The 12,475-nt window shown below is 68.1% G+C and carries 9 protein-coding genes; 7 read left to right on the top strand and 2 right to left on the bottom strand.

What is annotated here, in order from left to right:
- A complete protein-coding gene (locus tag AC6CHL_RS09775) occupies positions 1-3,225 on the bottom strand; it encodes a type VI secretion system Vgr family protein (protein ID WP_498294255.1) in 3,225 nt (1,074 codons plus the stop codon).
- Positions 3,226-3,854: 629 nt separating this feature from the next.
- Between AC6CHL_RS09775 and AC6CHL_RS09770 the strand changes: the two genes are divergently transcribed.
- The 7 genes from AC6CHL_RS09770 (at position 3,855) to AC6CHL_RS09740 (ending at position 10,142) form a co-directional block, all read left to right on the top strand.
- The gene (locus AC6CHL_RS09770; RefSeq protein ID WP_447592809.1) at positions 3,855-4,838 is read left to right on the top strand and encodes a PhoH family protein; all 984 of its coding nucleotides are present in this window, start codon (positions 3,855-3,857) and stop codon (positions 4,836-4,838) included.
- Between the two features lie 38 nt (positions 4,839-4,876).
- Entirely contained in the window at positions 4,877-5,743 is an 867-nt protein-coding gene (locus tag AC6CHL_RS09765; protein ID WP_498294254.1) for a hypothetical protein, read from the top strand.
- A 56-nt stretch (positions 5,744-5,799) separates the two neighbouring features.
- Positions 5,800-6,285 carry an rRNA maturation RNase YbeY gene (gene ybeY / locus AC6CHL_RS09760; protein WP_038689309.1) on the top strand — a complete coding sequence of 162 codons (486 nt, stop codon included), beginning with the start codon at positions 5,800-5,802 and terminating at the stop codon, positions 6,283-6,285.
- Between the two features lie 31 nt (positions 6,286-6,316).
- The gene (locus tag AC6CHL_RS09755; protein WP_447592805.1) at positions 6,317-6,904 is read left to right on the top strand and encodes a hypothetical protein; all 588 of its coding nucleotides are present in this window, start codon (positions 6,317-6,319) and stop codon (positions 6,902-6,904) included.
- A 65-nt stretch (positions 6,905-6,969) separates the two neighbouring features.
- Entirely contained in the window at positions 6,970-7,851 is an 882-nt protein-coding gene (locus AC6CHL_RS09750; RefSeq protein WP_038689313.1) for a CorC family transporter, read from the top strand.
- A 62-nt stretch (positions 7,852-7,913) separates the two neighbouring features.
- Positions 7,914-9,128: a lipoprotein N-acyltransferase Lnb domain-containing protein gene (locus AC6CHL_RS09745; RefSeq protein WP_498294370.1), complete on the top strand. Its 1,215-nt coding sequence runs from the start codon at positions 7,914-7,916 to the stop codon at positions 9,126-9,128.
- Positions 9,129-9,143: 15 nt separating this feature from the next.
- Positions 9,144-10,142 (top strand): magnesium and cobalt transport protein CorA, encoded by a 999-nt coding sequence (locus AC6CHL_RS09740; RefSeq protein WP_038689315.1) that lies wholly within the window; start codon positions 9,144-9,146, stop codon positions 10,140-10,142.
- Between the two features lie 256 nt (positions 10,143-10,398).
- On the opposite strand, the gene AC6CHL_RS09735 is transcribed toward AC6CHL_RS09740, so the two are convergent.
- Complete coding sequence (locus tag AC6CHL_RS09735) at positions 10,399-11,763, bottom strand: NAD-dependent succinate-semialdehyde dehydrogenase (protein WP_498294253.1); 1,365 nt, start codon at positions 11,761-11,763, stop codon at positions 10,399-10,401.
- Positions 11,764-12,475: the final 712 nt, after the last annotated feature.

The following is a 12,475-nucleotide window of genomic DNA, read 5'->3' as shown; positions in this document are numbered from 1 at the left end:
TCAGAGCTCCTTGCGCTGTTTGGGCGTGGTGGTCAGCAGGGACTGGAACTCGTACTCCACCCGGTGGCGGATGGCGCGCAGCGCATCGGCATCGGGCAGGTGCTGCAGGTCCTTGCTGTAGTTGTTGGCATCCAGGGTTTCGACGATCTCGCGCACGCCGGGACCGGTGCTGAACTGGCGCATCTGCAGCGGGATGGCGTCGATGCCGTGTACCAGGTACAGGCGCCCCGGGAACCGGGCCACGGCGTCCCAGACGGTCTTGCAGTCGGCATCGTCAAGCGCGACCTTGCCGTCGTCGTCGGCGCTGCCTTCCTTGAGCACCTCCACCCACTGCGCGGCATCCACCGCATGCAGGTTGTCCGGCGTATCGCTGGCGCTCTGGCGGGTACGGACGATTTTCCAGGGCTGGCCAGCCAGCGCGATGCCCTGCGGGCCGGGGATGTCCTGCAGGCGGAAGGCGAAGCTGGGCAGCACATCGGGCGACTCGCTGCGCGGCATGGTCGGCAGCGGATAGGTCAGGTTGGCCGGGCCAACGAAGGATTTGCGGCCCGCGTGCACGGTGATGTTGCCGGGGCAGGTCAGCGTCAGGTTGCCGCCAGCCAGGGTGATGCTGGCACCGCCGGCCGTGGCGATGTGCACGGTTTTGGGCGCGGCCATTTCGACCGCCGCACTGGCACTGGCCGCGCGCAGGGCGTTGCGCGCCTGCAGCAGGATCTGGTTGTCCTGGGCCTGCACGATCAGCTCGCCCTGCCCGCTGACCACGCTGAGCGTGGTGCCGGCCACCGTGCCCACGGTGGCGGCCAGCACGCCGATGGCCTGGCTGCCGTGCACACGTGCCTGGCCCTGGACGACACATTCGGACGCCTGCCCGCTGGCCAGGCTGAGCACCTCGCCCACCGCCCATTGCAGGCTTTGCCCGGCGACCTGCACCAGGCCGTCGCTGCCAGACAGCCCCAGCGTGGCATCGCCGCTGTGCGGCAGGCGCCCTGGTCCGCCACCGCTGGCGTAGGCCGGGGCATCGGCGCGGCCGCTGTCGAAGTCGTCCCCGGTCACGGTAGTGCGGGTGCTGCGCAGCAGGTTGGCCAGCGGCGCGGGCGCATCCTGCTGGCCCGCCACGCCGGCGTGCGCGGCCACGGCGACGCTGCGGTGCACGCTGGCGGCCTGGTGCTGGACCCGGCCAAGTTCGTTGAGCTGGGTCAGCAGCGCACTGGGGGCGACCGCCTCACCGGCAGGTGCGCCGGCAAGGCGTGGTTGCGCACTGAGCCACAGGCCAGCGCGCGCGCGCACGGCGCCCCAGGCGTCGGTGCGAAGCTCGTTGCCTTCGCCACGCAGGCTGCCGCGGAAGTTGTCGGCCTGGTGGATCAGGTGCCCCAGGTTGAGCTGGGTGCTGGCATGGGTGGTGGCCAACTGCAGGCGCAGCTGCCCATCGCTGTCGTCGAACAGCAGCCGTGAATGCCCTTGGCCGTGCCACTCGCGCGACTGGATACCCCACAGCGCGGCCGGGTTGCGGTGCGCGTCTTCGCCGGCGCCCATCGCATGCCAGGCGGGCGCGTGGCCACCGGCAAGGTTGCCCTGCGCACTACTGCGGGCATCCCCTGCCTGCGCATAGGCGCCCAGCTCGCTGGTCGCCGACGCGCCGGCCGGGGTTGCGGCTGTACCGGCTTCACCGCGACCGTTGTAGAGCGTACCGACGATCAGCGGGCGGTCGATGTCGCCTTCCAGGAAGGTCACCAGTACCTCCTGGCCTACCCGTGGCAGGAACTGCGCGCCCACCCCGGGGCCGGCGTAGCGTTGGGCAACGCGCAGCCAACTGCTGCCATCGTCGCCACTGCCTGCCCGCTGGAAGTGGAAGCGCACCTTGATCCGGCCCAGGTCGTCGCAGGACACCTCACCGCTGTCGCTGCCATCGGCGGCGATCACCCGCGCGGTCTGGTAGCCCGGTGCCAGCGGCCGCGGATTCAACCGCAGGCCGGTGCCGTCTTCGCGCGCCGGACGCCACGCCACCGCACGGTCCACGCCCTCGAAGGCGTTGGCATAGCCCAGCGTTTCGGCCCGCGTGCACAGCTGGCGCTGGCGCGCCGGCGTATCCAGCCCGGCCATGGGCGCCGGTGGCGCATGGCCCAGGCGCTGCAGCAGCGCCTCGCGCGCGGTGGTGGGGAAATTGTTGCTGGCCTGGTGCCAGATCCGCGTCACCAGCACATTCGGCACGCCGGCACGGTCGGACAGCGGCCACTGGCGCAGGTTGAACCAGGTGCCGGCGCGAAGCCCCGGGGCGGTGCTGCTGCCCACCCAGCTGGCGCTGCGGGATTCGTGCGCCTGGGCAGCCAGGCGGCTGTAATGGTCGGCCACGCCGCGGTTGGCGAACGCATAGGCGCCCACCGGGGTGTACGCCTCCAGGGTGGTCTCCCCGCGTTGCGCGGACAGCACCGGGGTCTGCCCCTGCCGCGCCTGCTGGCCGCGATAGTCATCACTTGCCAGCACCAGCGCGGTCACGCCGATACGCCGCGAACGCCCCAGCGTCAGCACGCTGTCGGTGGCCTCGGTGGCGTCGGCGCGATGGAAGCGCAGCCCACCGTCGCGCTCGGAGGTGGCGTCCTGCGCCTGCGCGGCGCTGTCGGCGAAGACCACCAGCGCATGCCCTGCAGGCGCGTCGGCGTCTTCTTCGATGCGCCAGCCCAGGCCCTCTTCGGCAAGCAGGCGCTGCAGGAAGACCAGGTCCGATTCGCGGTACTGCACGCAATAGCTGCGCCGCGGCACGGCGGCGAGGAAGTCGACCACTTCGTCGCTGACCCGCCAGGTGCCCTGGGCGGCATAGGGATCCAGTACGGCCTGCAGGATGTCCAGCACCGTCCGCTCCTGGAATACCCGGCTTTGTCGCGCCTGCCCCAGCAGCCAGGTCCACGGCACCAGGCACAGGCGATAGCGCGCCAGCCCACCATCGGCCGCTACGCAGGCCGCCTCGGAAACCACGCCGCTGCGCAGCACGTCGTGCCCGCCGGCCTGCCGCGAGGACAATGTCGCGGCAACGCCCAGCCAGGCATCCACATCGAGCAGGGCGTCGTTGGCCAGTACGTCCACCCACCACTGGAAACCGTCGGACAGCTGTTCGTGCCCGCACCAGCGCTCGACCAGCAGCGCCTGGCCGCTGGCCAGTGCCAGACGGTGTGGACGGCTGGCGCCGTCCAGCCCGGCGACACCGGCGAACAGTGTGATTGCATCCTGCATCGTGCCCATCCATTGCAGCCGTCCGGCCGCCTGACCTGCCCAGCATCCATGGCGCACCCGGCCTACCGGCATAGCGGCAGCACGCTGCACCTCCCCACTCTGTCGCTACCGTCGAACCGCGCGCTACCACAGGTATCCGCAGGCTCTCCCCGCCACGCAGATACATGCTCAAGACTGCATGAGCAAAGAATATAGTTAATTGTCGCCGACCGGTATCCGGGGCAAATCTGACGATAATGTAGGGAAACCCCTACTCGTAGCGCACGCATTTGACCGAACCGACACTGGATGTCGGATTGAACCCGACAACAGAAACTCAGCACATAATGCCGACGGATTACGCCAGGCGGAGCATGCGCCGGCTACAGCGCCCCACCGCAGGATGGCCCTCCGCGCAGCTCGGGCTGACGGGGCCCTGCTCCTGACACGGTCGGTCATTTTTTCACCAGCACTTGTTCAGCCTTGCCGGGCAAGGGCCGGCACGGGATATCCACAGCTTTGCCAACGACTCCCCCACACCCAGTGTGGACAACCGGCATCGGTCTGGCGGCTGCGAGGACCGCGCGCTACCCTGTAGACCCTTTCCCTGCTTGCGGCCACGGTCCCTGGATCGAGGGCTGCCAGATGCAATGACCGCACTCTCGCAACGCGATTTCACCCTGGCTCCCGAAGACACCGAACGCCTGGCCAACCTGGCCGGCCCGTTCGATGAGCACCTGCGCCAGATCGAACTCAAACTGGGCGTGGAAATCGCCAACCGCGGCCACGTGTTCCGCGTGACCGGGCCCCGCCGCCTGGCCGAGGAAGCCCAGCTGTTGATCGAGGCGCTCTACGCCGAAGCGGCGGACGTGACCTTCGACAGCCACGGCATCCACCTGCGCCTGAACCAAGCCAACGTCGACCAGGTCGTCGAACGGGCCTATGAAGCACAGGAAGTGACCATCAAGGTCAAGCGCGGCACGGTACGTGGCCGCGGCGCCAACCAGGCGCGCTACCTGCACCAGATCACCACCCACGACATCAATTTCGGGATCGGCCCGGCCGGCACCGGCAAGACCTTCCTGGCCGTGGCCAGCGCGGTGGACGCATTGAACGAGTCGCGCGTGCAGCGGCTGATCCTGGTGCGACCGGCGGTGGAAGCTGGCGAGAAGCTGGGCTTCCTGCCGGGCGATCTCAGCCAGAAGGTGGACCCGTACCTGCGCCCGCTGTACGACGCGCTGTATGAAATGCTGGGCGTGGAGAAAGTGCTGAAACTGCTGGAAAAGAATGTCATCGAAATCGCGCCGCTGGCCTATATGCGCGGCCGCACGCTCAACGATGCCTATGTGATTCTGGACGAAGCGCAGAACACCACCGTGGAGCAGATGAAAATGTTCCTGACCCGGCTGGGCTTCGGCTCCACCGCGGTGGTCACCGGCGACCTCACCCAGACCGACCTGCCCAAGCACGTGAAGTCCGGGCTGCGCGACGCGATCGAGGTGCTGCGCGACGTGGACGGGGTCAGCTTCACCTTCTTCGAGGCCCGCGACGTGGTCCGCCACCCGTTGGTGGCGCGCATCGTCAGCGCCTACGACCGGCGCGACCTGCAGCAGGTGAATCCCGGCGCGGAGTAGCCGTACACTGCCGGCACTCCCGTCGCACAGGAAGTGCCATGAATCGTGCCTGCGTGCTGTTGTGCCTCTGCCTGCTGGCCGCCGTGCCGGCAACGGCGTCGGCCAGTGAAAAGACGGCCGCCCCCGCGCGTCCGTATGTGGAAACCAGCTACGTGATAGCCCCCAGGTCGGCGGGCGATTTCACCCTGGTACGCAGCGGTCTCGATCCGGATAACCGGTTGGCCGGGGCCAGCCTGCTCTACCGCGCCAAGGATCACCCCGAAGCGACGATCAGCCTGTACATCTATGCAGCGGGCCGCCTCGATCCGGATACCGCAGTGATCGAGGGCATGCAGGCGTTCGGCGAAGGCATGAAGCATGCCGTCAAGGACGGCACCTATTCGCGCCAGCGGACGCTGGGGCCGGCTGACGCATTCCGGCTTACCCCTGCGCCGCCCCCGGCGGCGGCCAACGATGAGGAGGCCGTCATGCGCGACGCCATTGCCAACGCCGGCGGGGTGAACGGGCAGAAGCTGCGCATGGAACTGCATCGCGCGCCGGGCGACGCCCCGCTGCGCTCCAATGCGTATCTGTTTTACAAGCAGCTGTACTACGTCAAGGTGCGCATCTCGGCCGCGCAACCGGACATCGGCGCCGAGGCATTCGACGCGCTTGCGGACCAGGCCACGCGCGCACTGGTGCCGGCGGTGCAGGTGGAGAACGTTGGCGGCTGCGCCGCCGGCGCCATCCAGGTCGACTCCAACGCCTCCGATACGCAGATGATGCACGCAATTACCCGCCAGCTCAGCCAGCAACAGGGGTACCACTGCCACGGCTCGGCCAGCACCGTCCGTATCGAGGAGCGCCGTGCCACCGCCGATGTCATCGAGATCGCCTACGACGCCGACGACTGGAAGTCGCAGTGAAGCGCCGCACGCGCGATACTGTCGGCTCCTGATTGATCTGAATTACCGGTATCGCCATGACCAAGGGCCCTGTCCGCCTCGATGTAGCCGTCAGCTACGCCCTGCCCCGCGCCGGGCTGCCCTCTGCGGTGAGCTTCCGCAAGTGGGTGGCTGCCGCGCTCAAGGGCCGCATCCGTGAAGCCGACCTGGCCATCCGCCTGGTCGATGCCAAGGAAGGTCAGTCGCTGAACCGGCACTACCGCGGCAAGGACTACGCCACCAACGTGCTCAGCTTCCCGGCCGAAGTGCCCGAGGGCCTGCCCAAGGGCGTGAAGTTCCCGCTGCTGGGCGACCTGGTGATCTGCGCGCCGGTGGTGGCCAGCGAAGCGACCGAGCAGGACAAGGCGCTCAATGCCCATTACGCGCACCTGACCGTGCACGGCGTGCTGCACCTGCTCGGCTGGGACCATGAGGACGACAAGGAAGCCGAGGCCATGGAGCAGCTGGAACGCGACATCCTGGCTGAACTGGGCATCGACGACCCCTACGCCAACGAGCAGTAAGCCGCGCCGCCCGGCTCCCCACGGATTCCAGATGACCGCTTTCAAGACCCTCTGCCTGGGCCTGCTGGCCCTGCTGCCCGCCGCTGCGTCGGCCGCCCCGCTGGACCTGGCCGCGCTGATCGAATGCCGCCAGAGCGTGGCCGACTACCGGGCGGTCGGCCCGGTCGTGGCCGATCCGCTCAAGGCAGTGGCCAATGGCCTGCAGCCGCTGCCGCAGGGCAACCAGTTCATGACCGAGTTCCGGCTGGCCACGCCGCTGACGGTGTTCGGGCAGCGCACCGAGTACGTGGCGGTGGCCGGCGCCAGCATCATGGCGATCCTGGACCTGGCCGACCCGCGACCGCTGGCGAAGACACTGGCGCTGGAGGACGGGGTGGACAACCCGGGCAAGTTCATGGCCGGGCGCGAGCTGGTCAGCCGCGATGTCACCGACCCGACCACCGGGGAGCCGATGATCGAATCGATCATCCTGAGCCTGTCCACGGTCAAGAGCCACCCGGGCAAGACCCTGGCCGGCTGCACCTACAGCCTGGACCTGCCCGCGGAGGAGGAGGCGCCGGCACCGGCCCCCACCCCGCCGGCCGCCTCGGTGAATGCGGCCCCGTCAGGCGGGCGCTGACAGGGCCCCGCATCCTGCTAGACTGAATCCAACGCCCGGTTCGCCGGGTGCCCTTTTTTCCAGAGATGTCTGAAGACGACAGTAGTAGCTCCACCCTGGAGCAGAACGAAAAGAAGCGCAGCTGGCTCGAACGCCTGACCTCTGCCTTCTCCGGCGAACCCCACACCCGCGACGAGCTCGTGGCGGTGCTGCACACCGCGCACGATGATGGGCTGATCGCTGCCGATACCCTGCGCATGATGGAGGGGGCGATTTCCGTCGCCGAACTCACCGTGGGCGACGTGATGATCTCGCGTTCGCAGATGGTCTCGCTGCCGGTCGAAGCGCCCTTCCTTGAACTGATGAAGCAGGTGGTCGAATCGGGCCACTCGCGCTTCCCGGTGCACGGCGACAACAAGGACGACATCCTTGGCGTGCTGCTGGCCAAGGACCTGCTGCGCGGCGTGGTTGCCGACAACGGCCCGGCCAACGTGCGCGAGCTGCTGCGCCCGGCGGTGCTGATCCCCGAAGCGAAGAAGCTCAATGTGCTGCTCAAGGAGTTCCGGCTCTCGCGCAACCACATGGCCATCGTGGTGGACGAGTACGGCGGTGTCGCCGGGCTGGTCACCATCGAGGACGTGCTGGAGCAGATCGTCGGTGAAATCGACGACGAGCACGACGAGGCCGAGGACCACACCGCGCAGATCGCCATCCAGGCCGACGGCCAGTACGTGGTGGACGCCCTGACCGCGATCGAGGACTTCAACGAGCGCTTCGGCGCCAGCTTCCCCGACGACGACTACGACACCATCGGTGGCCTGGTCACCGAGGCGATCGGCCACCTGCCCGAAACCGGCGACGAGCTCAGCCTGGACCGCTTCGTGTTCCGGGTGGCGCGTGCCGATGCCCGCCGCGTGCAGGCGTTCCATGTGACCGTGCTGCCGGCCGATACGAACAACGAGGATTGATCCACGCCATGCGGCCTCTGCTGAAGCGGTGGCCGTCGTGCCGCCTGTTGTTCCTGTGCTGGATGCTCACCCTGGCCAGCCTGCCGTTCGCGGCGCTGGCCCAGGATGCGACGGCCCCCGTCACCGTGCCGGTGGCTGACTCCGGCGCGAACGCCTCGGCGGCACCGCGCATCGGCGTGGTGACCATGCAGCCCGGCGAGATTTTCTTCGAGCGCTTCGGTCACGATGCGCTGGTGGTGGTGGACCCGGTAACGGGCCAGGCCACCTCCTACAACTTCGGTTACTTCGATCCGGGTGAAGCGGACTTCATCGGCCGCTTCGTGCGTGGCGAGATGATGTACTACCTGGTGGCGCTGCCGCTGGACGAGGACATGGCCTACTACCGTGAGAGCGGTCGCGGGGCCAGCATCCAGTGGCTGGACCTGGACCCGCAGCAGGCGCGCGCCCTGGCCGCCTCGCTGGCCGAGCGCGCCAAGCCGGAGAACGCGCGCTACCACTACGACTACTACACCGCCAACTGCGCCACCATGGTCCGCGATGCGGTGGACCAGGCGCTCGGCGGCGGCCTGCATTCGCAGCTGTCCGGGCGCTCGCGCGGCAACACCTACCGGAGCGAATCGGTGCGGTTGGCCTCGCCGTCGCCGTGGATGTGGCTGGGCTTCGACATCGGGCTGGGGCCGTTCGCCGATCAGCCGCTGTCGCGTTGGCAGGAAGCCTTCGTGCCGATGCGCCTGGCCGATGCGCTGCGCCAGTCGCGCAACAGCGAAGGCCGCCCGCTGGTACAGGCCGAGCAGGAACTGCTGCCGCACCGCATCGCGCCGGAGCCCACCGAATCACCGCGCCGCTGGTGGCCCTGGCTGCTGTGCGGCCTGCTGGCCGCGGCAGGCGTGTGTGCACTGCGCATGCGCCGACGCCTGCTGGGCGGCATCGCGCTGCCGGTGTGGCTGTTCTGCGGTATCGCCGGTGCGTTGCTGACCTACCTGTGGGGCTTCAGCGCGCACCAGGCTGCGTGGGCCAACCGCAACCTGCTGGTGCTGTCGCCGCTGTGCCTGCTGTTGCTGCCCGGTGCCATCACGCTGCTGCGCGGGCGCACCCCGCGTGCGTGGTTCCGCTGGGTGCTGTGGGCGGTGGCGCTGCTGGCGTCGCTGGGCCTGGTCCTGCACTGGCTGAGCCTGCAGGCGCAGGTCAACCTGCAGTGGATCGTGCTGCTGCTGCCGGTGCACCTGGCACTGGCATGGGCGCTGGGCCGTCGTGACGCATCTGTCACGGGCCGCTGACGCAGGATGCCGCCCATGGAAAGCACCGCACCCGTAAACCCGCCCTGCGTCATCAACTGCGTGCACTACGATGACCAGGGCATTCGCCATGACATCAGCCTGGATGCGATCAGCGATGTGATCGAAAGCGGCAACGGCTTTGTCTGGGTCGGCTTGTACGAGCCGGCCGACAGCGTGCTGCTGAAGCTGCAGGAAGAATTCTGCCTGCACTCGCTGGCCATCGAAGACGCACGCAACGCCCACCAGCGGCCCAAGGTGGAGTCGTATGGCAACTCCTTGTTCGTGGTGGTCACCACCGCGCAGATGGTGGATGAGCGCATCGCCTACGGCGAAACCCATGCCTTCCTTGGTCCCCGCTTCCTGGTGACGGTCCGCCATGGGGCGTCGCTGTCCTATGCCGCCCCGCGCGCCCGGGTGGAGCGCGAGCCGGAGCTGCTGCGCACAATGGGGCCGTCGTACTGCCTGTATGCGGTGCTGGACTTCGTGGTGGACAACTACCTCCCCATCACCCAGCGCTACCGCGACACGCTGGAGCTGCTGGAGAAGGACATTTTCTCGGACAGTTACAAGCGCCAGACCGTGGTGCGGCTGTACGAACTGAAGCGCGAGCTCAACAAGATGCGCATGGCGGTAGCGCCGCTGCAGGACATGCTGGCCCAGATCAAGCGCTACCAGGGCGAGCTGGTGCCCGACGAGGTCAAGCTGTACCTGCGCGACGTGCATGACCATGCGGTGCGGATCAGCGATGTGATCGACACCCTGCGCGAGATGCTGGGCACGGCGCTGAACGTGAACCTGTCGCTGGTGACGCTGGCGCAGGGCGAGACGGTGAAGCGGTTGGGTGCGTGGGCGGCATTGTTGGCGGCGCCGACCCTGATCACCAGCTGGTATGGCATGAACTTTACCCACATGCCGGAGTTGGACCAGCCGTGGGCGTACCCGGCGATGATCATCGGCGTGGGCGCGATCTGCGTGGGGTTGTACCGGCTGTTCAAGCGGGTGCGTTGGCTCTGACGTCGGCCGGCCGCCCGTTTCGGGCGCCGGTGCCGGATGTACGTCATGTATGTCGGCGTTACGGGCAGCCGACCAACGGTCGGCTCTACCCCCGGTTTGAACGATCCGATGTCCGGTAGTGCCGGCCGCTGGCCGGCTCCTGGCGATGCCGGATATACGCGACGTGTGCCGGCGTTACGGGCAGCCGACCAACGGTCGGCTCTACCTCGGGGTGATCGTCGGTAGGTAGCGACCGTTGGTCGCTACCCTCTTCAGATCAGGCCACGTATACCGTTTTGATATTCATGAACTCATGGATGCCGTGGTCGGCCAGTTCGCGGCCGAAGCCGGAGCGCTTGCTGCCGCCGAACGGGAGGCGGGGGTCGCTTTTGACGATGGCGTTGACGAAGGCCGCGCCGCATTCCAGCTTCTTGGCGATGGCTTCGCCGCGCACCGCATCCGCGGTCCAGACGCTGCCCCCCAGACCGAAGGTGGTGTCGTTGGCCACGCGCAGCGCCTCGGCATCATCGCGCACGCGCAGGATGGCCGCGGCGGGGCCGAACAGTTCTTCCTCATAGGCCGGCATGCCCGGCCCGACGTTGTCCAGGATGGTGGCCGGGTAGCCGGCATGGCTGCCCGCCACCGGCTCGCCGCCGAGCAGCAGTTTGGCGCCCTTGGCCACGCTGTCCTGCACCTGGCTGTGCAGTTCGTCGCGCAGGTCGGCGCGGGCCATCGGGGCCAGCGTGGTGCGTTCGTCCTGCGGGTCGCCGTACACGCGCTGCGCAGCGGCGGCCACGAACTTTTCCACGAATGCATCGGCGATGGCATCGACCACGATGAAGCGCTTGGCGGCGATGCAGGTCTGGCCACTGTTGTCGAAGCGCGACTTCACGGCGGCGGCGACGGTCTTGTCGAGATCCGCATCCTCGAGCACGACGAACGCGTCGCTGCCGCCCAGTTCCATCACGCACTTCTTGAGCTGGTCACCGGCATTGGCGGCAATCGAGCGCCCTGCCCGTTCGCTGCCGGTCAGGGTGACGGCCTTGACCCGCTTGTCGCGCAGCACGTCGGCGGCCTGGTCGTTGTCGATGTGCAGGACGTCGAACACGCCGGCGGGCAGGCCGCCATCGCGGCATACGGCCAGGATCAGGTCGGCGCACTGCGGGACGTTGCTGGCATGCTTGAGCAGGGCGACGTTGCCGGCCATGAAGGCCGGCGCGAGGAAGCGGAACACCTGCCAGATCGGGAAGTTCCAGGGCATCACGGCGAACACGCAGCCGATGGGCTCGTAGCGCACGTAGCTGCGTTGGGCCTCGGTGTCGATCAGCTGCGGCTTGAGGTAGTCGGCGGCATGGTCGGCGTAGAACTCGCAGGCCTGCGCGCACTTCTCCACTTCGGTCAGGGCTTCGGCCTTGAGCTTGCCCATCTCAGTGGTCATGGCCTGCTGGATGTCGTCCTTGCGGGTACGCAGCTGCGCGGCGATGCCACGCAGGATGGCGCTGCGCGCCTGCAGGGATTGGCCAGACCAGGCCGGAAACGCGCCTGCCGCGGCAGCCAGGCGCTGTTCGACCTGGGCGGCATCGAGCAATTCATGGCGGTAGGTGACCTGGCCGGTCGCGGGATTGACGATTTCAACGGTCATCGTGGTACTCCGGAAGACAGACCACCATTCTGCGCCCGGTGTTGTGATCCGGATGTTGCCGGGGTTGGCGGCGAGCCGGGAGTGGGTTGCGACGCGGCGTCGCAGGTTAGGGTCTGCGCGGAAAGCAGCGTTTCACTGCTACCTGTTTGGCACGGCGCGGGTGGGAGGCCGGGACACGCCGTGAATCCATCCATGGAGGCTCGCATGCGCCATCCATGGCGCATGACGGTCCCGGCCTCCCACCCGCACCATGCCCAGACAGTTGGCCGTGTCCGCACTAAGAGCAAGAGCCGGCCGACCGGTTTGATTGGGGAGAGAAGAGCAGCCGGGCAGAGCCCGGCTCTACGCGGCGCGTATCCGTGCGGTGCGGATCAGATCGGCGCGACGCGGGTCGGGATGGATCGGGATGGATCGGGATGGATCGGATCGGATCGGATCGGATCGGGACGGATGGGGTCGGTGCGGATCGGGACGGATGGGGTCGGTGCGGATCGGGACGGATGGGGTCGGTGCGGATCGGATCGTGATGGGTGGAGCCGGGCTCTGCCCGGCTGGGACGGTGGAACACCGTCCTGCTCCAGCCCTCCCCCCAACGCGGCAGCTGCCTTGCGCCGTTGCCCTGCGCCTTCAACAAAAGGGCAAGCATTCTGTCGGGCGTCGGCGTGGGTGGGTTGGCGGGACCGTTGGGCGCCATGGATGGCGCCCACGAGCC

It is taken from the genome of Stenotrophomonas sp. GQ19 (assembly GCF_059758695.1).
The sequence above is the reverse complement of the archived record's forward strand: the minus strand, read 5'-3'. Positions and strand labels throughout refer to the sequence as shown.

Coding starts and splice junctions, on each gene's coding strand:
- AC6CHL_RS09775 (WP_498294255.1), bottom strand. CDS start 3,225: ATGCAGGATGCAATCACACTGTTCGCCGGTGTCGCCGGGCTGGACGGC.
- AC6CHL_RS09770 (WP_447592809.1), top strand. CDS start 3,855: ATGACCGCACTCTCGCAACGCGATTTCACCCTGGCTCCCGAAGACACC.
- AC6CHL_RS09765 (WP_498294254.1), top strand. CDS start 4,877: ATGAATCGTGCCTGCGTGCTGTTGTGCCTCTGCCTGCTGGCCGCCGTG.
- ybeY (WP_038689309.1), top strand. CDS start 5,800: ATGACCAAGGGCCCTGTCCGCCTCGATGTAGCCGTCAGCTACGCCCTG.
- AC6CHL_RS09755 (WP_447592805.1), top strand. CDS start 6,317: ATGACCGCTTTCAAGACCCTCTGCCTGGGCCTGCTGGCCCTGCTGCCC.
- AC6CHL_RS09750 (WP_038689313.1), top strand. CDS start 6,970: ATGTCTGAAGACGACAGTAGTAGCTCCACCCTGGAGCAGAACGAAAAG.
- AC6CHL_RS09745 (WP_498294370.1), top strand. CDS start 7,914: ATGCTCACCCTGGCCAGCCTGCCGTTCGCGGCGCTGGCCCAGGATGCG.
- AC6CHL_RS09740 (WP_038689315.1), top strand. CDS start 9,144: ATGGAAAGCACCGCACCCGTAAACCCGCCCTGCGTCATCAACTGCGTG.
- AC6CHL_RS09735 (WP_498294253.1), bottom strand. CDS start 11,763: ATGACCGTTGAAATCGTCAATCCCGCGACCGGCCAGGTCACCTACCGC.